This window comes from Azospirillum agricola (genome assembly GCF_020005195.1).
Taxonomy (GTDB): Bacteria; Pseudomonadota; Alphaproteobacteria; order Azospirillales; family Azospirillaceae; genus Azospirillum; species Azospirillum agricola.
Window position 1 is genome coordinate 244,342 of sequence record NZ_JAIFZR010000005.1, and the last position, 18,286, is coordinate 262,627.

The following is an 18,286-nucleotide window of genomic DNA, read 5'->3' on the forward strand; positions in this document are numbered from 1 at the left end:
CGGAAGCCCCAGGGACGGCGCAACGGGCGCCGTCCGCCCTCACCCGCCGGCGATCCACTCCATGACCAGACGGTGGGCGATCGAGTCGCGGCGGGGCAGACGGAACTCCTCGCTGGGAACATGATCGCGCAGGCTCGCCCGATCGTACCAGCGGGCGCTCTCCAGCTCGTCCTGCCCGGTCTCGATGTCGAAGCTGGTGGCGCGCGCCGTGAAACCCAGCATCAGCGACGAGGGAAAGGGCCAGGGCTGCGAGGACTGGTAGCGGACGTCGGTCACGGACAGGCCGACCTCCTCCCGCACCTCGCGGACGACCGCCTCCTCCAGGCTCTCGCCCGGTTCGACGAAGCCGGCCAGCACCGAATGCATGCCGGGCGGGAAGCGCGACTGCCGGCCCAGCACCACCCGGTCGCCGCCGTCATGCACCAGCATGATGACCGCCGGGTCGGTGCGCGGGAAATGGTGGGTGGCGCAGGCCGGGTCGGTGCAGACGCGGACATGCCCGGCCTCCGCACTTGCCGCCGGGGCGCCGCAGACGCCGCAGAAGCGGTGACGGGCGTTCCACCACGCCATCCCGCGCGCGTAGGCGCAGAGCGCCGCCTCGCCCTCCGGCATCAGCGGGCCGACGGCGCGCAGATCCTCGAAGCGCCCGAGATCCTGGAGCGCCGGCAGGGTTTCCGGCGACTCGAGGATGGACAGGTCGACGGCGAAGATCGGCGCCTCGTCCAGCAGGCCGAGGAAGATCGGCACCGCCTCCAGCGCGGCACCCGCCGGCACCAGCACCACGCGGGCGGCGTCGGCCGGGCCGGTGACGAAGCTGCGGGACTGCCAGACCGGCAGGGCACGGGCGTCGGGCGAGTGCCACGCCTCGGTCAGCCAGGCCTCGTTCTTGCGGCGGAGCGCGGCGCGGTCCAGCGGAACGCCCGCGTAAACATTGGGTCGGTCGGACATGGCACGCAGGCTGCCACAAGCCCGGCCCGCCGCAAAGCCCCACCATCGGCCCCAAGGCGTCGGCCCCAGGGCATCAGGACATTCCGCCATGACCTTTCGGGTTTGCGCGGGCGGCCCACCCCGTTAGGATGCGGCGCAATCGCAATTCCATGACGTCAGAGTACCACAACCAAGGAGCGACCATGACCGAGACCTGCCCCGCCCATCTGGTGGCGCTTGCCCAACGGTTGGCCGACTCCAGCGCCAGCGTGATCCGCCGTTACTTCCGCACCCCCTTCTCCATCGACGACAAGGCCGACGCCTCCCCCGTGACCATCGCCGACCGCGAGGCCGAGCGCATCATCCGCACCATCATCGAGGCCCAGCGGCCCGACGACGGCATCCACGGCGAGGAGTACGGCACCAAAAATCTCGACGCCGAATGGGTGTGGGTGATCGACCCGATCGACGGCACCAAGTCCTTCATCGCCGGCCGCCCGATCTTCGGCACGCTGATCGCCCTGCTGCGCCACGGCCGCCCGGTGCTGGGCGTGATCGACCAGCCGATCGTCGGCGACCGCTGGGTCGGCGTCGCCGGCCGCCCGACGACGCACAACGGCCAGACGGTCCGCGTCCGCCCCTGCCCCGGCGGGCTGGCGGCGTCGATGTTCGGCACCACCTCGCCCGACCTGTTTCCCGGCGCGGATTACGAGGCCTACCGCCGCGTCGCGGCCCAGGTGAAGACCTCCGCCTATGGCGGCGACTGCTACACCTACGGGCTGCTGGCGTCCGGCTATTACGACCTCGTCGTCGAGTCGGGGTTGAAGCTGTACGACTTCGCGGCGCTGGTGCCGGTGGTGACCGGGGCCGGCGGGCTGATGACCGACTGGCGGGGCAACCCGCTCGACGCCAACTCGACGGGCCAGGTCGTCGCCGCCGGCGACCCGCGCACCCACCGCGAGGCCCTGGCCGCGCTCGCCGGCTGACCGCCGCCCGACGATCGTTTGGACACCGACATGACCGCCACCGTGACCCCCATCGACAAGCCCGCCCGTTCCGTCTTCGAAACCTCGCCCGACAAGCTGCGGCCCTTCCTGGAGGGGCTGGCGGCGCGGGTGGCCGGCGGCGCCAACTGGATGGTGCGCAAGAAGACGGTCTGCGACCTTCTGCTCGGGCTCGATGCCTTCTTCGCGCTGCCGGCGGCGGATCGGCAGGCGCTGCTGGCCGACGGCGGCGCGCCCGAAACGGAGGGCGACGGCGGTCCGGCCGACTTCCGCAAGGTCCTGCCGCTCTATGTCGGCGCCATCCTGGAGGGGCTGGACGAGGCGGAGATGACGGGGCCGGAGCAGGCCGCGATCTATCTGCTGTCGATCCATCCGGAGCATCAGGCGGCGGCCGAGCGCTGGATGCTGGCCGACCCGCGTCACGGCAAGGCGGTGCGCAAGCTGATGCGCGCCGACCGCCGCTATCGCCAGTTGATGGACCGCATGGCCGACCACTGGCGCCAGGGACGCCAAGCCTCCCCCGTTGCGGGAAACATCGCCTAACCTGTTGCCGGGGCGCGATTAAACCTTGACCCCGGCGTGAGCGTGGCAATCTATCGAAGGCACCTCGACCAGCCACAGGCCCCGCCGATGCGCCGAGTTCTCGCTGTCGCCGCCACGCTCGTCACCCTCGCCGTCCCGGCCCTCTCCCCGGCCTGGGCCGCCAGCGTGAGCGGTCCGGCCCTGAAACAGTTCGGCGAGCCGCAGTTCAAGCCGGGCTTCACCCATTTTCCGCACGCCAACCCTGACGCTCCCAAGGGCGGCGGCGTGACGCTGGCCGAGCCGGGCAGCTTCGACAGCCTGAACGGGCTGATCCTGCGCGGTGTCAAGCCGCGCACGCTCGGGCTGATCTCCGACACGCTGATGGTCGGGTCGGGTTGGGAGCTGGACGCCGCCTACGGCGCGCTGGCCGAGAGCGTCGAGGTCGCCGACGACCAGAGCTGGGCCGTCTTCACCCTGCGGCCGGAGGCGCGCTGGCACGACGGCGTGCCGGTGACGGCGCAGGATTTCGCTTTCACCTGGGACATGCTCCAGGCGCACGGCTCGCCCTTCCTGAAATCCTTCCTCGACCAGATCGCCAAGGTCGAGGCGACCGACGACCGCCATGTCCGCATCACCCTGGCCGGCAGCGGCGAGATCAAGCCGATCATCGACTTCGCCGTCTCCCTGACGCCGCAGCCCAGGCACTGGTGGACGGCGAACGGCCGAGACATCTCCAAGACGACGCTGGAACCGCCGCTCGGCAACGGCCCCTACCGGATCAAGGCGGTGGACGCCGGACGCTCGATCGCCTACGAGCGGGTCGCCGACTGGTGGGGCAAGGATCTGCCGGTCCATCGCGGCTTCTTCAACTTCGACGGCGTGAAGATCGACTTTTTCCGCGACGACGACGTGATGTTCGAGGCGTTCAAGGCCGGCGGCTACGACTTCCGGGGCGAGTACCGGGCGCAGCGCTGGACCACCGGCTACGACTTCCCCGCCGTCAAGGACGGGCGAATCGCCAAGATGGAGGTGCCGAGCGAACTGCCGCTGGGCGCCCAGGGCTTCCGCCTGAACACCCGGCGCGCCAAGTTCGCCGACCCCAAGGTGCGCGAGGCGCTGGCCCAGCTCTACGACTTCGAGTGGATCCGCAAGAACATCCTGTACGGCCAGTACCACCGCACGACCTCGAACTTCCCCAACTCCGATTTCGGGGCCAAGGGGCTGCCCACCCCGGCCGAACTGGCTCTGCTGGAGCCCCACCGCGGCCGCATCCCGGAGCGCGTCTTCACCAGCCCCTACGAGCCGCCGAAGACCGACGGCAGCGGCAACAACCGTGCCCAGGTCCGCGAGGCCACCCGCCTGTTCAAGGAGGCCGGCTGGGAAACCCGCAACGGCAAGCTGACCAACGTGAGGACCGGTGAGGTGCTGACCGTCGAGTTCCTCGACGGCACCGGCTCGCTGTCCCGCGTGATCCAGCCCTACGTCGAGGCGCTGCGCCGGATCGGCGTCGACGCCAGCCTGCGCATCGTCGACACCGCCCAGTACCAGGCGCGCATCGACGAGTTCGACTTCGACGTCGTCATCACCAACATGAACTTCTTCACCCCGCCGGGCAGCGAGCTGCGCGGCTATTTCGGCTCCGCCGCCGCCAGGACGCAGGGCTCGGCGAACTACGCCGGCATCCAGGATCCGGTGGCCGACGAATTGATCGAGAAGGCGCTGGCCGCCAGGGATCTGGAGACCGTGCAGGCGGCGACCCGCGCGCTCGACCGCGTGCTGCTGTGGGGCTTCTACATGGTCCCGCAATGGTACAACCCGGAGAACTGGGTCGCCTACAAGACCCGGCTGGCCTTCCCCGCCACCCCGCCGAAATACGACCAGGACTACCGCAACACCAATTTCCCGGCCTCCTGGTGGGTGGATCCGGCGAAGGACGGCCCGAGGGACGGGGCCCGGCCTTGATGTCGACTCATTGCCGGTCTACTTCCGACAGACCGGCTCACGAAGCAAGAAAGGATCGGGCATGAGGGGACGCACGAAAGGAAGCGCACGGATCCTGCTGGCCGGGATGGCCGGATTGGTCGGGGCGCTGCTGCTGACGGGTCCGCTCGCCGCGCAGGAAGGCGGCTCGCACGCCATCGCGCTCCATGGAAAGCCGAAATACGGGCCGGACTTCCAGCATCTCGACCACGCCGATCCGAACGCCCCCAAGGGCGGCGAGGTCAAGCTGATGGCCTTCGGCGGCTTCGACAACCTGAACCCCTTCATCCTGCGCGGCCAGACCGCCGCCGGGGCCGGTCTGGTGTTCGAGACCCTGACCACGTCGAGCGGCGACGAGGCGATCACCGAATACGGCCTGCTCGCCGAGAGCATCGCGCTGGCCGACGACCGCAGCTGGGTGTCCTTCACCCTGCGCCCGCAGGCCCGCTTCAGCGACGGCAAGCCGGTCACCGCCGACGACGTGCTGTGGAGCTTCCAGACGTTGAAGGAGAAGGGCCACCCGCACTACCGGACCTACTACGCCGACGTGGTGAAGGCCGAGAAGATCGGCGAGCGCACGGTGAAATTCACCTTCCGGTCCACCGACAACGCCGAGCTTCCGATCATCATGGGCCAGCTCCCGGTGCTGCCCAAGCACATCTTCGACAGCCGCCCCTTCGAATCGACGACGCTGGAGCCGCTGGTCGGCAGCGGTCCCTACACGGTGGTCGAGGTGCAGCCCGGCCGCTCCATCACCTACCAGCGGGTCGCCGACTGGTGGGGCAAGGATCTGCCGATCAACCGGGGCCGCTACAATTTCGACCGGCTGCGCTACGACTATTACCGCGACCTCGACGTCGCCTTCGAGGCGTTCAAGGCCGGCGCCTTCGATTTCCGGCTGGAGAATTCGTCGAAGAACTGGACCACGGGCTACAACGTTCCGGCGGTCAAGGATGGCCAGATCGTCCGCGAGGAGCTGAAGCACGAGGATCCGCAGGGCATGCAGGCCTTCGTCTTCAACATCCGCCGTCCGGTCTTCCAGGACCGGCGCGTGCGCGAGGGGCTGAACTACCTGTTCGACTACGAATGGACCCGCGCCAACATCTCCTACGGGCTGTTCCAGCGGACCAAGAGCTACTTCGCCAACTCCGAGCTGGCGGCGACCGGCCTGCCCTCCCCGGCCGAGCTGGCGCTGCTGGAGCCGCTGCGCGGCAAGATCCCCGACGAGGTCTTCTCCAAGCCCTACGAACCGCCCAAGACCGACGGCAGCGGCAACATCCGCGCCAACCTGCGCACCGCGCTGGGCCTGTTCAAGGAGGCCGGCTGGGATCTCAAGAACAACAAGCTGGTCAACGCCAAGGGGGAGCCGCTGCGCTTCGAGATCCTGCTGGTGCAGGCCGACATGGAGCGCATCGTCCAGCCCTTCCTGCGCAACCTGGAGCGCGCCGGCATCGAGGCGTCGATCCGCGTGGTCGACACCGCGCAGTACCAGAACCGCACCGACAACTTCGATTACGACATGATCATCGAGCGTTTCCCGCAGTCGCTGTCGCCCGGCAACGAGCAGCGCGACTACTGGGAATCCTCCCGCGCCGACCTGCCCGGCAGCCGCAACAGCATCGGCATCAAGGATCCGGCGGTCGACACGCTGGTCGAAAAGCTGATCGCCGCCCCCGACCGCGAGGCGCTGATCGCCGCCACCCGCGCGCTCGACCGCGTGCTGCTGTGGAGCTGGTACGTCATCCCGCACTGGCACGACAATGTTTACCGGGTCGCCTACTGGAACCGTTTCTCCCATCCGCCGGTTGCCCCGAAGTATGGGCTGGGATTCCCCGACGCTTGGTGGGTCGATCCGGAGAAGAACGCCCGGCTTGCCTCCAGCGCCCGCCGTACGGCACCCTGATACCGTGTTGGGATAGAGGAGGGTCGGGACGACCGCGATGCTGGCCTACATCATCCGCCGACTGCTGCTGATCATCCCGACGCTGTTCGGGATCATGGTCATCAATTTCCTGATCGTGCAGATCGCCCCCGGCGGCCCGATCGAGCAGATGATCGCCCGCGTGCAGGGCACGGCGGTGGAGGCGACGTCGCGCATCGGCGGCACCGCCGGCGGCGATACCGGGGCCGGCCCCCAGACCCAGGCGCAGGCCGGCGGCGACACCGGCAGCCGCTACCACGGCGCCCAGGGGCTCGACCCGGCCTTCATCAAGCAGCTCGAGAAGGAGTTCGGCTTCGACAAGCCGCTGCCCGAGCGCTTCGTCCACATGATGTCGAACTACATCATGTTCGATTTCGGCAACAGCTACTTCCGCGACCAGCGGGTGGTCGATCTGGTGATCCAGAAGATGCCGGTGTCGATCTCGCTCGGCATCTGGACGACGCTGATCGTCTATCTGGTCTCGATCCCGCTCGGCATCGCCAAGGCGGTGCGCGACGGCCAACCCTTCGACGTGTGGACGTCGGGCGTCGTCATCGTCGGCTACGCCATCCCCAGCTTCCTGTTCGCGGTGCTGCTGATCGTCGTCTTCGCCGGCGGCCGCTATCTCGACTGGTTCCCCTTGCGCGGGCTGGTGTCGGACAACTGGTCCGACCTGCCCTGGTACAGGCAGATCCTCGATTATGTCTGGCACATGGCGCTGCCGGTGATGTCGATGGTGATCGGCGGCTTCGCCGGACTGACCATGCTGACCAAGAACTCCTTCCTGGAGGAGATCGGCAAGCAGTATGTCGTGACCGCGAGAGCCAAGGGGCTGGCCGAGCGCCGGGTGCTCTACGGCCACGTCTTCCGCAACGCCATGCTGATCGTCATCGCCGGCTTCCCCGGCGCCTTCATCGGCATCCTGTTCACCGGCGCCCTGCTGATCGAGGTGATCTTCTCGCTCGACGGTTTGGGGCTGCTGGGCTTCGAGGCGGCGATCAACCGCGACTATCCGGTGATGTTCGGGACGCTGTATTTCTTCACCCTGCTGGGGCTGGTGATGAATCTGGTCGGGGACGTCACCTACGTGATGGTCGATCCCCGCATCGACTTCGACTCGCGGAGGGTGTGATGGCGCTTTCCCCCATCACCCGGCGGCGTCTGGCGAATTTCCGGGCCAACCGGCGCGGCTTCTGGTCCTTCTGGATCTTCCTGGTGCTGTTCGTCGTCTCGCTGGGGGCGGAGTTCGTCGCCAACGACAAGCCGCTGGTGATCCGCTACGACGACGCGCTCTACTGGCCGGTCTTCAACGCCTATCCGGAGACGACCTTCGGCGGCGAGTTCGAGACGGAGACCGATTACCGCGATCCCTTCGTGCGCGGGCTGATCGAGGAGAAGGGGTGGATGGTCTGGGCGCCCATCCCCTACAGCTACCGCACCATCAACTACAATCTGCCGGTTCCCGCCCCGGCCCCGCCGTCCGCCGACAACTGGCTCGGCACCGACGACCAGGGGCGCGACGTGGTGGCGCGACTGATCTACGGCTTCCGCATCTCGGTGCTGTTCGGGCTGGTGCTGACCGCCTTCTCCTCGGTCATCGGGGTGATGGCGGGGGCGGTCCAGGGTTATTTCGGTGGGCTGACCGACCTGCTGTTCCAGCGCTTCATCGAGATCTGGCAGGGGCTGCCCACCCTGTTCCTGCTGATCATCCTGGCCAGCGTGGTCACGCCGACCTTCTGGTGGCTGCTGGGCCTGCTGCTGCTGTTCTCCTGGACGGCGCTGGTCCATGTCGTGCGCGCCGAGTTCCTGCGGGCTCGCAACCTCGACTATGTGCGGGCGGCCAAGGCGCTGGGGGCGACCGACACCACCATCATGGTGCGGCACGTCCTGCCCAACGCCATGGTGGCGACGCTGACCTTCATGCCCTTCATCCTCAACGGCTCGATCACCACGCTGACGGCGCTGGACTTCCTCGGCTTCGGCCTGCCGCCGGGCTCGCCCTCGCTGGGCGAACTGCTGGCCCAGGGCAAGGCCAACCTCCAGGCGCCCTGGCTGGGCCTGACCGCCTTCTTCGTGCTGGCGATCATGCTGAGCCTGCTGATCTTCATCGGCGAGGCGGTGCGCGACGCCTTCGACCCGCGCAAGACCATCGCCCAGATGTCCACCGCCACGCTGGGCGAGCCGGCGGCGGGGGCCGCGCGCAAGGAGGCGGCGGAATGATGAGCGGGCGTCCTCCACCGCGTGACCACGCCCGCCCATCCAGAAGGCCGAAACGCCCATGAGCCAGAACCCCGACCTTCTCTCCGTCCGCGGCCTCCAGGTCGAGTTCCGCTCGCCCGGCGGGTCGATGCTGGCGGTCAAGGGCGTGTCCTTCGACATCGCGAAGGGCGAGACCGTGGCGCTGGTCGGCGAATCGGGATCCGGCAAGTCGGTCACCGCGCTGTCGGTGCTGCAACTGCTGCCCTACCCGATGGCGCACCACCCGGCCGGCTCGATCCGCTTCCGCGACACCGAGCTGATCCGCGCCGAGGAGAAAACCCTGCGCGACGTGCGCGGCAACCGCATCGCCATGATCTTCCAGGAGCCGATGACCTCGCTGAACCCGCTCCACTCGATCGAGCGGCAGATCAACGAGACCCTGTTCCTGCACAAGGGCCTGTCGCGCAGCGCAGCCCGCGCGCGGACGCTGGAGCTGCTGCGGCTGGTCGGCCTGCCCGACCCGGAGAAGCGGCTGACCGCCTATCCGCACGAGCTGTCGGGCGGCCAGCGCCAGCGCGTGATGATCGCCATGGCGCTCGCCAACGAGCCCGACCTGCTGATCGCCGACGAGCCGACCACCGCGCTCGACGTCACCATCCAGGCGCAGATCCTGGAACTGCTGAAGGATCTGCAACGCCGCTTCGGCATGGCGCTGCTGCTGATCACCCACGATCTCGGCGTCGTGCGCAAGATGGCCGACCGTGTCTGCGTGATGAACAAGGGCGAGATCGTCGAGCAGGCCACCGTCGCCGACCTGTTCGTCCGCCCCAAGCACCCCTACACCCAGAAGCTGCTGTCGGCCGAGCCGCGCGGCAACCCGCTCGCCCCGCCCGAGAACGCGGCCGAGGTGATGGCCGCCGACCAGCTGAAGGTGCATTTCCCGATCAAGAAGGGGCTGCTGCGCCGCACCGTCGACCATGTCCGCGCGGTGGACGGCGTGTCGGTCTCGGTCCGCCAGGGCCACACGGTCGGGGTGGTCGGCGAATCGGGATCGGGCAAGACCACGCTGGGGCTGGCGCTGCTGCGGCTGCACGCCAGCGAGGGCGCCATCCGCTTCGACGGCACCGACATCCAGGGTTGGCAGGCCAAGCGCCTGCGCCCGCTGCGCCGCCAGATGCAAGTGGTCTTCCAAGACCCCTACGGCAGCCTGTCGCCCCGCCTGTCGGTCGGCCAGATCATCGGCGAGGGGCTGGGCATCCACGGCATCGGCGACCAGAAGGAGCGCGACACATTGGTCGCCAAGGCGCTGGAGGAGGTCGGGCTGGAGCCGGGCAGCCGCCACCGCTACCCGCACGAGTTCTCCGGCGGCCAGCGCCAGCGCATCGCCATCGCCCGTGCCCTGGTTCTGAAGCCGAAATTCGTCGTGCTCGACGAGCCGACCTCGGCGCTCGACATGTCGGTGCAGGCGCAGATCGTCGACCTGCTGCGCGACATCCAGGCCCGCCACAACCTCGCCTACCTGTTCATCAGCCACGATCTGCGGGTGGTGCGGGCGTTGTCCAGCCACGTCATGGTGATGAAGGACGGCAAGGTCGTCGAGCAGGGCCCGACCCAGCGCATCTTCGAGGAGCCGCGCGAGGCCTACACCCGCGCCCTGCTCGCCGCCGCGCTGAACCTGGAGGCGGTCCGCTCGTCCGAGGTGAGGACCTAACGCCGGCCTTTCGCCGCCTTGCCGGCCCGGACCGGCGCCTCCCGCCATTGGCCGGGCGCCAGCCCGTCGAGCGTCCAGTCGCCGATCGACCAGCGGATCAGCCGCAGCGTCGGGAAGCCGACCGCCGCCGTCATCCGGCGGACCTGACGGTTACGGCCCTCGCGCAGGGTCAGCGCGATCCAACTCGTCGGGATGGCGGCGCGGAAGCGCACCGGCGGGTCGCGCGGCCACAGGGCGTCGGGCTCCCCCATGCGGCGGGCCTCGGCGGGAAGCGTCGGACCATCCTTCAGCGTCACGCCGGCGCGCAGGGCCGCCAACGCCTCGTCGGTCGGAATCCCCTCCACCTGCACCCAGTAGGTCTTCGGCATCTTGTTCTTCGGCGCCGCGATGCGGGCGATCAGGGCGCCGTCGTCGCTGAGCGCCAGCAGCCCCTCGCTGTCGCGGTCCAGCCGGCCGGCGGCGTAGACGTCGCACACCGGCACATGGGCCGCCAGCGTCGGCCGCCCCTGGTCGTCGGTGAATTGCGGCAGCACGCCGTAGGGCTTGTTCAGCAGGATCAGGCGCGACACGGGTGAATAATCCTTGGGAAAATAAGGGTTGTTCGACGCTTCACGCGGGAATCGGAAAGGCGCTATGGTCGGCGCCCTCGCTCCACCATACCATCCACCATAACAGGGTGACGGACCGTGACGCTTCTGTTCTGCTCCTCCAGCGACAACGCCAACGTCTGGCGCGCCGAGATCGCCAAGCGCCTGCCTGGCCTGGAGATGCGCGTCTGGCCCGACGTCGGCGATCCCGCCGACATCCGCATGGCGCTGGTGTGGAAGCCGCCGGCCGGTATGCTCGCCAGCCTGCCCAACCTGTCGCTGATCGTCTCGCTCGGCGCCGGGGTGGAGCCGCTGCTGGAGGACCCCACCCTGCCCGACGTCCCGCTGGTCCGCATGGTGTCGGACGGGCTGACGCTGGACATGGCCGGCTATATCGCCTTCCAGGTCCTGCGCTGGCACCGGCAGATGGACGATTACGCCGCCCTCCAGGCGCAGGCGCGCTGGGAACCGCTCGACCACGGCCCGGCCTCGGCGGTGACGGTGGGCATCCTCGGCCTCGGCGAGCTGGGTACGGCGGCGGCCCGCACGCTGCGGACCATGGATTACCGCGTGCTGGGCTGGAGCCGCAGCCCCAAGCAGGTCGAGGGGGTGGAGAGCTTCTCCGGCCCCGACGGGCTGGCGGCGATGCTGGCCCAGACCAACACGCTGGTCTGCCTGCTGCCGCTGACGCCGGACACCCAGGGCATCCTGAACGCCGCGCTGTTCGCCGCCCTGCCGGCGGGCGCCGTCGTCGTCAACGCGGCGCGCGGCCGGCATCTGGTGGAAGCGGATCTGCTGGCAGCGCTCGACAGCGGCCATCTGCGCGGGGCCAGCCTGGACGTGACCGTCACCGAGCCGCTGCCCCCCGAGCATCCCTTCTGGCGCCACCCGAAGATCCGCATCACCCCGCACGTCGCGGCGGTCACCCACCCGTCGCTGTCGGCGGCGCAGGTGGCCGAGGCGGTGCGCGCCTTCCGCGCCGGGGAGCCGCTGCCCAATCTGGTGGACCGCAAGCGGGGCTATTGAGGCGTAGTCAAGGCGGGAGGAGGCAAGGCCGGATGGATCAGGCCGGCACCCCGGCCAGGGGACCATCGGCGGAAGGCTCCACCGGGGCCGCCGCCTTGCCGGACAGCAGATCGGCCTCCAGGCGGGATTTGGCGGAAGCGGCCATCGCCTCGTCGGCGCGGACCTTCGCCATGTCCTCCTCGGTGACGGCGCCGGCGGCGATCACCAGTTCGGCGAAGTCGGAGAGGAAGACGCTGCCCTTGACGGTGCGCTGGACCAGCACGTTGCGCTTGTCGTCGAGGTCGCGCTTGCGCTTGACGAAACTCAGCACCGACAGCCGGTCGAGCGCGCGGGTCACGGCGGGCTTGGAGATGTTCAGCGTCGCGGCGAGGCCGCGCACGGTGTGGGGCGGGTCGGTCAGATAGACCTGGAGGAGAATCGCCAGCTGGCGGGCCGACAGGTCGGGCCCGTCCTGCCGGACGCTGGCGACCAGCGCGGTCCGCCACAACCCGAGCGCCTTGAGGTTCCGTGCCATGCCTCCCCCCAGCCAAGCCGTGCCCGGACCCGCAACCGGAACACGCGCGCCGAGTGTCGCTTAAGCCGCCCCATGCAGGCAAGCCTTTCGCGGCCGCATCATGCGGTCAGGCCGGCCGTGCTGAAGGAAACTGCGATTTCGGAGCGGCAGCGCCACGCAGAAGCCCTTCGACGCTCAGATCCTCATCCAGATCGGGCCAATGGATTCCATAACCACCGCCGGCAAGCTCCCAGTGCCCGCGCTGCTTGGACGTGGCGTCGAACAGGCGGGGATACCAAGCCAGCGGAACGGCGATGGAGCGGCCATCCATCAATTCGACCGTCAGGCGATGCTCGTCGCAGACAACAGACTTGATGCGGAGGTCAGTCTTGGGAATCGAAAAAGCCATGCCACTCCTCCAGGAAGCGGACACGATGCTCGCGCACGATCCGCAACAGTTCGGCCAAGTCCTTCGCCGAGTGGCCCATATCATGCGCAACGGACACCGAGGTCAGCCACACTTTCACCGAAGCCCCGCTGCGATCCCCATGAACGTGGGCGGGTTCGTTGGGTTCGTGGCTGTAGAAGTAGAACCGAAAACCGTCTTGGCGATGGATGGTCGGCATGAGGTCGTCCTTGGATCGGAGGGCGATACCCCACTAAGCACACGTCAAGACATGCATCACCGGGATTATCTGCGCCTAAATCCCGTTGCATGAGACAGATTGCACTGATCAGTAGATCAGTTCGTTCTCGCCGCCGCCCTCGGAGATGACGATCTCGCCGCGCGCCGCCAGATCCTTGGCGAGCTGCACCATGTACATCTGCGATTCGTCCACCTCGCGGACACGGACCGGGCCCATCGCCGCCATGTCCTCGCGCAGGATCTTCGCCGCGCGCTCCGACATGTTGGAGAAGAACAGGTCCTTCAGCGTCTCCGACGCGCCCTTCAGCGCGGTGCCGAGCTTCTGCTTGTCGACGCTGCGCAACAGGGTCTGCACGCCGCTCGGGTCCATCTTCGACAGATCCTCGAAGGTGAACATCAGCGACTTGATGCGCTCGGCGCTGTCGCGGTTGCGCTCCTCCAGGGCCGCCATGAAGCGGTGCTCGGTGGTGCGGTCGAGGCCGTTGAAGATTTCCGCCAGCATCTCGTGGCTGTCGCGGCGGCTGGTGCGGGCGAGGTTGGTCATGAACTCGGTGCGCAGCGTGCGCTCGACGTCGTCCAGAACCTCCTTCTGCACGGCCTCCATGCGCAGCATGCGCATGATGACCTCCATCGCGAAGCTCTCCGGCAACTGGGTCAGCACGCGGCCGGCGTGTTCGGGACGGATCTTGGAGAGCACCACCGCGACGGTCTGCGGGTATTCGTTCTTCAGGTAGTTGGACAGGACCGACTCGTTGACGTTGGCCAGCTTGTCCCACATGGTGCGGCCGGCGGGACCACGGATTTCCTCCATGATCTGGTCGACCTTGTCCTTGGGCAAGGTCTTCATCAGCAGCCGCTCGGTCGAATCGAAGGAGCCGACCAGCGAGCCGGTCGCCGACATCTGCTCGGCGAACTCGACGAACAACCGCTCGATGATGTTGGCGGACACGGTGCCCAGGTTGGCCATCACCTGGGACAGCTCCTTGATCTCCTCGTCGTCCATCATCGAGAAGAGCTTGGTCGAGTGCTCCTCGCCCAGCGCGAGCATCAGGATGGCGGCCTTCTCCGGGCCGGTCAGGGTCCGGTAGTCCTCGCGAACCTTGAGCGCCATGTGTCCGTCTCCGCCAATCCATCAGGCCGGCCGAACCGGCCGCCACTCACCCACCCCTTATGTTGTAATACGATCCGATTCGCCGTGCCATCCCTTCGGCGGGCCAAAGAAGAGACAATTTTAACCAAAACCCTTCATTTCGCCCCGGCCCGCCGTGCAGTTGGCCTTTGCCGTCAGCCGAAGCGCTTGGCGATCACCGCGTAGGCGGCGCGCAGGCCCAGCGCCTCGCCGCCCTCCGGACGGCCGGGACGGGCCGAGCCGTTCCAGGCGTAGGTGTCGAGATGCGCCCAGGGCGTCTCCTTCGACACGAACTCCTGGAGGAACAGGCCGGCGGTGATCGCCCCGGCGAAGCCGTGGGTGGTGACGTTGTTGATGTCGGCGACCTTGCTGTCGAGTCCCTTGCGGTAGGGCGCCCACAGCGGCAGGCGCCACAGCGGATCATCGACCTCGCCCCCAGCCGCCTGGAGGTCGGCGGCGAGAGCGTCGTCGTTGCACAGCAGCGCCGGCAGTTCCGGACCCAGCGCGACGCGGGCCGCACCCGTCAGGGTGGCGAAGTCGATCAGCAGGGCCGGCTTCTCCGAATCCGCCTCGGCCAGCGCGTCGCACAGGATCAGGCGGCCCTCGGCGTCGGTGTTGCCGACCTCCACGGTCAGGCCCTTGCGGGTGTTCAGCACGTCGAGTGGCTTGAAGGCGTCGCCCGACACGACGTTCTCGACCGCCGGCACCAGCACGCGCAGCCGCACCGGCAGCCCGGCCATCATCACCATGCGGCCGAGCGCCAGGGCGTGCGCGGCGCCGCCCATGTCCTTCTTCATCATCAGCATGGCCGAGGACGGCTTGAGGTCCAGACCGCCGGTGTCGAAGCAGACGCCCTTGCCGACGATGGTGACCTTCGGATGCTCCGGGTTGCCCCAGCGCAGGTCGATCAGGCGCGGCGCGCGCGGGCTGGCGCGGCCGACCGCGTGGATCGCCGGGTAATCGCGGTCGAGCAGATCGGTGCCGACGATCACGTCCAGCCCGGCCTGGAACTCGTCGGCCAGGGCCTGCGCCGCCTCGGCCAGTTCGGCCGGGCCCAGGTCGCAGGCCGGGGTGTTGACGAGGTCGCGGACCAGGAAGGTCGCGGTCGCCGCGCGCTCCACCTCACCGCGGTCGGCCTCGGCGGGCCAGACCAGACCAGCGAAGCTCTTGTCAGATTTCCTGTAGCGCCCGAAGCGGTAGCTGCCAAGCGCCCAGCCCAGCGCCGCGCGGGTCGCCGTCCGCCGGTCGAAAGCCGCGTCGATGCGGTAAGAGCCGGCCGGCAGCGAGGCCGGCAGCCCGGCGAAAGCCCACAGATCGTCGAGCGCCGACACGCCGACCAGCACGCGGGCGACGGCGCCGTCGTCCCCCGGCAGGAAGGCGGTGGAGCCGGCGTCGCCGGTGAAGCCCACGGCCTTGACCCAGGTGGCGACGGCGGCCGGCTGGCCGGCAAGCCAGTCCGGCAGGCCTGCCTTGGTCATGGGAGTAAGGGCAACGGTGTCCGGGGCCGCGACGGCGAGCAGGGTGGCGAGCAAGACGGGCGTTCCTTATGACGGGACCAACGGGTGTTCCCGTAAGGATGGCGCGCGGCGGCGTGGCTGGGAAGGGGGGCATGCGTGCCCTGCGCGACAGTCGGGTGGACGGACCGCGCGTGCCCCGGCATGGTCGGCGTCCCTTCCCTTGCACGGAGTCCGCCATGACCGACCTGACGCTGCTGATCGGCAACAAGGCCTATTCCTCCTGGTCGCTGCGGCCGTGGCTGGTGCTGAAGCAGGCCGGGCTGCCGTTCGCGGAGAGCTTGGTCCCGCTGCGCCAGCCCGACACGGCCGAGCGCATCCGCGCGCTCTCGCCCTCGGGCCGGGTGCCCTGCCTGCTCCACGGCGAGCGGATCATCTGGGATTCGCTGGCGATCTGCGAGTATGTGGCGGAACTCGCCCCTGCCGCCGGGCTGTGGCCGGACGAGTCCCACGCCCGCGCCGTCGCCCGCTCGGTGTCGGCGGAGATGCATTCGGGCTTCGCCGCGCTGCGCACCACCATGTCGATGGACTTGAAGCGGGACCGCAACGGCGAGGGCATGACCCCGGAGACGGCGGCCGACATCGCCCGCATCCAGTCCCTGTGGACCGACGCCCGCGCCCGCTTCGGGCAGGCGGGGCCGTTCCTGTTCGGACGCTTCACCATCGCCGACGCGATGTTCGCCCCGGTGATCACCCGCTTCGCCACCTACGGGGTCGCGGTGGAACCGGAGGCGCGCGCCTACATGGACGCGGTGCTGGCCCTGCCGGCGATGCGGGACTGGACCGCCGCCTCCAAGGCCGAGCCCTGGACCCTGGACCTCTGACGCGACGGCGGCCGGCCGGGCGTCACGGCTTGGCCGGCGGCGGCTCCAGGACGGGGGCGCGGGCGTCCGTCTCGTTCGCCGCGTTGCCGAGCAGCCCGGCCTCGCGGTAGTAGCGCTCGGCCCCCGGATGCAGCGGGATCGACACGTTCACCGCCGCCTTGGCCGGGTCGAAGCTGCGGCCCTTGGGGTGGCCCTCGGCCAGGACGCGGCGGGTGTTCTCGTGCCACAGCGCTTTGACCACGCCGTGGATCAGGTCGGGGTCGCGGTCGGCGCGGGTCAGCAGCTCGGCCCCCAGGCTGAGCGTCGGGGTCGGGGCGGTGCCGGGGTAGGCCTCGGCCGGGATTTCCGTCTCGATGTAGAAGCGCAGGGAGCGGCGCAGCCGTTCCGCCGGTTCGCCGTCGATCGGGATCAGGCGGATCGGCACCCGCGCCGCCACGTCGCTGACCGCCGCGACCGGAAAGCCGCCGACCATGAAGAAGCCGTCGAGCTCCCCCTTCGCCAGCCGGTCGGCCGCCGTGCCCGGCTTCAGATAGGCGGGTGTGATGGTGGTTTCCGACAGGCCGAAGGCGTCGAGGATCAGCCGCGCCTCCACCAGCGTGCCGGACCCCTCCTCGCCCAGCGAGATGGCCCGCCCCTTCAGGTCGGCCATGCGGTCGATGAAGCCGTCGGAGCGGACGACGACCTGGATCGCCTCGGAATAGAGCATGCCGAGCGAACGCAGCCCCTCGAAGGCCGGCTTGCCGGTGAAGCTGCCGGTGCCGCTGTAGGCCCAATAGGCGACGTCGGCCTGGGCGAAGCCGGCCTCCACCGCGCCGGAGCGCAGCAGCTCGATGTTCTCGACCGAGCCGTTCGACGCCTGCGCCACCACGATCAGGCCGGGAATGCCGCAACTGCCGCCCTTGTCGCACGGGCGCGAGCCCGGCGGGTTGGAGACGGCGTTGGCGATCAGCCCGCCAATCGGGAAATAGGTGCCCGAGGTCGTGCCGGTGGCGAGGCGGAAATAGCGCAGCTCCTGCGCCGCCGCCGTCCCGGCGGACAGGGGCAGGACGGGCATCAGGCCGAGCGCCGCGGCGCCGGCAAGCATGTGGCGACGCGAACAGGCCGCCGCCGGCGGATGGCCGGGGGGCTCGGAACGGGTCTTGTCTCCTGCGCGGGGCACGGCTTATCCCGTTCTTGGTCGGGGGGAAGGAACGTCTCGTCAGGCAAAGATCTCTGCGCAACGGCGGCTTTTCAAGCCGTGAACGGTTAAATCACGCCGACGAGGTCAAGAACGCCTCCGACGGCCACCGCCCCGCCACAGATTTGCACGGCACGGGCAGACTCCGCCTGGGTCACCGCGATCGACAGCCCCAGCCCGGCGCAGGAGACCAGCAGCATCCCGGTGGCGAAGCCGCTCCAGAACAGCGGCGACCCCTGGTGCGGGTGGCCGTGGAAAACCGCCGCGACGGCGGCGGCCAGGACCGCCAGCGCCACCGGCGCCTTCACCCCCAGCGCCACCAGCCCGCCGGTGACGATCAGCGCCCCGGCGAGGCCCGGCGCGGCGTAGGGCAGACGCAACCCCATCTGCGCGGCGATGCCGGCGGCCAGCGCCGCGGTGACGGCGGCGGCCGGCACCTGCCAGACGGCGGTACCGCCGGTCTGCCCGGCCCACATCCCGATGGCGAGAAAGCCCAGCAGATGCTGGAGCACCCACACCGGCTCGGTCAGCCCGGTGCCGAAGGCGCCCGTCACCGTCGTCATGCCCATTCCCCCCTCCGGCGTCGATCCGGGGGCCGGTATGGCGGGGCGGCATCGGGTGGTCAA

At 69.2% G+C, this 18,286-nt stretch carries 18 protein-coding genes; 9 read left to right on the forward strand and 9 right to left on the reverse strand.

Translation table 11 applies throughout. From position 1 onward, the window contains the following. Positions 1–39: 39 nt before the first annotated feature. Positions 40–948, reverse strand: a complete 909-nt coding sequence (gene nudC / locus JN22_RS16020; protein ID WP_085554925.1) for an NAD(+) diphosphatase — start codon at positions 946–948, stop codon at positions 40–42. Positions 949–1,130: 182 nt separating this feature from the next. On the opposite strand from nudC, the gene hisN reads away from it, so the two are divergent. The 7 genes from hisN to JN22_RS16055 all read left to right on the forward strand — a co-directional run bounded on the left by hisN (position 1,131) and on the right by JN22_RS16055 (position 10,264). Beyond that, entirely contained in the window at positions 1,131–1,913 is a 783-nt protein-coding gene (hisN, locus tag JN22_RS16025) for a histidinol-phosphatase (RefSeq protein ID WP_085554926.1), read from the forward strand. 30 nt (positions 1,914–1,943) lie between these two features. Next, positions 1,944–2,474 carry a hypothetical protein gene (locus tag JN22_RS16030; protein WP_085557189.1) on the forward strand — a complete coding sequence of 177 codons (531 nt, stop codon included), beginning with the start codon at positions 1,944–1,946 and terminating at the stop codon, positions 2,472–2,474. An 87-nt stretch (positions 2,475–2,561) separates the two neighbouring features. After that, complete coding sequence (locus tag JN22_RS16035) at positions 2,562–4,415, forward strand: extracellular solute-binding protein (RefSeq protein WP_085554927.1); 1,854 nt, start codon at positions 2,562–2,564, stop codon at positions 4,413–4,415. 61 nt (positions 4,416–4,476) lie between these two features. After that, on the forward strand, positions 4,477–6,336 hold the full coding sequence (locus JN22_RS16040; protein ID WP_223677752.1) for an extracellular solute-binding protein: 1,860 nt from the start codon (positions 4,477–4,479) through the stop codon (positions 6,334–6,336). 37 nt (positions 6,337–6,373) lie between these two features. After that, positions 6,374–7,486, forward strand: a complete 1,113-nt coding sequence (locus JN22_RS16045; protein ID WP_085554929.1) for a microcin C ABC transporter permease YejB — start codon at positions 6,374–6,376, stop codon at positions 7,484–7,486. After that, positions 7,486–8,574, forward strand: coding sequence for an ABC transporter permease (locus tag JN22_RS16050; RefSeq protein WP_085554930.1), 1,089 nt, complete (start codon positions 7,486–7,488; stop codon positions 8,572–8,574). Before JN22_RS16045 ends, JN22_RS16050 begins: the two co-directional genes overlap by 1 nt. 58 nt (positions 8,575–8,632) lie before the next feature. Continuing rightward, positions 8,633–10,264, forward strand: coding sequence for an ABC transporter ATP-binding protein (locus tag JN22_RS16055; RefSeq protein WP_085554931.1), 1,632 nt, complete (start codon positions 8,633–8,635; stop codon positions 10,262–10,264). On the opposite strand, the gene JN22_RS16060 is transcribed toward JN22_RS16055, so the two are convergent. Further along, on the reverse strand, positions 10,261–10,833 hold the full coding sequence (locus JN22_RS16060) for a pseudouridine synthase (RefSeq protein WP_085554932.1): 573 nt from the start codon (positions 10,831–10,833) through the stop codon (positions 10,261–10,263). The two genes, JN22_RS16055 and JN22_RS16060, sit on opposite strands and share 4 nt — an antisense overlap. A gap of 117 nt (positions 10,834–10,950) precedes the next feature. On the opposite strand from JN22_RS16060, the gene JN22_RS16065 reads away from it, so the two are divergent. Beyond that, positions 10,951–11,877, forward strand: coding sequence for a 2-hydroxyacid dehydrogenase (locus tag JN22_RS16065; RefSeq protein WP_085554933.1), 927 nt, complete (start codon positions 10,951–10,953; stop codon positions 11,875–11,877). 37 nt (positions 11,878–11,914) lie between these two features. On the opposite strand, the gene JN22_RS16070 is transcribed toward JN22_RS16065, so the two are convergent. The 5 genes from JN22_RS16070 to JN22_RS16090 form a co-directional block, all read right to left on the reverse strand. Then, entirely contained in the window at positions 11,915–12,391 is a 477-nt protein-coding gene (locus JN22_RS16070) for a MarR family transcriptional regulator (RefSeq protein ID WP_085554934.1), read from the reverse strand. A gap of 106 nt (positions 12,392–12,497) precedes the next feature. Beyond that, positions 12,498–12,779, reverse strand: coding sequence for a DUF2442 domain-containing protein (locus JN22_RS16075; RefSeq protein ID WP_085554935.1), 282 nt, complete (start codon positions 12,777–12,779; stop codon positions 12,498–12,500). After that, the gene (locus JN22_RS16080; RefSeq protein ID WP_085554936.1) at positions 12,754–12,996 is read right to left on the reverse strand and encodes a DUF4160 domain-containing protein; all 243 of its coding nucleotides are present in this window, start codon (positions 12,994–12,996) and stop codon (positions 12,754–12,756) included. The genes JN22_RS16075 and JN22_RS16080 overlap by 26 nt, the downstream gene beginning before the upstream one ends. Positions 12,997–13,104: 108 nt before the next feature. After that, entirely contained in the window at positions 13,105–14,127 is a 1,023-nt protein-coding gene (gene fliG / locus JN22_RS16085; RefSeq protein WP_085554937.1) for a flagellar motor switch protein FliG, read from the reverse strand. A gap of 173 nt (positions 14,128–14,300) precedes the next feature. After that, positions 14,301–15,677 carry a leucyl aminopeptidase family protein gene (locus JN22_RS16090; RefSeq protein ID WP_085554938.1) on the reverse strand — a complete coding sequence of 459 codons (1,377 nt, stop codon included), beginning with the start codon at positions 15,675–15,677 and terminating at the stop codon, positions 14,301–14,303. 161 nt (positions 15,678–15,838) lie between these two features. On the opposite strand from JN22_RS16090, the gene JN22_RS16095 reads away from it, so the two are divergent. After that, positions 15,839–16,483 carry a glutathione S-transferase family protein gene (locus JN22_RS16095; protein WP_085554939.1) on the forward strand — a complete coding sequence of 215 codons (645 nt, stop codon included), beginning with the start codon at positions 15,839–15,841 and terminating at the stop codon, positions 16,481–16,483. A 22-nt stretch (positions 16,484–16,505) separates the two neighbouring features. On the opposite strand, the gene JN22_RS16100 is transcribed toward JN22_RS16095, so the two are convergent. Together JN22_RS16100 and JN22_RS16105 are read right to left on the reverse strand one after the other, a co-directional pair. Beyond that, on the reverse strand, positions 16,506–17,567 hold the full coding sequence (locus JN22_RS16100; RefSeq protein ID WP_143268338.1) for a TAXI family TRAP transporter solute-binding subunit: 1,062 nt from the start codon (positions 17,565–17,567) through the stop codon (positions 16,506–16,508). 161 nt (positions 17,568–17,728) lie between these two features. Next, positions 17,729–18,223 (reverse strand): HupE/UreJ family protein, encoded by a 495-nt coding sequence (locus JN22_RS16105; protein WP_085557190.1) that lies wholly within the window; start codon positions 18,221–18,223, stop codon positions 17,729–17,731. Positions 18,224–18,286 lie beyond the last annotated feature (63 nt).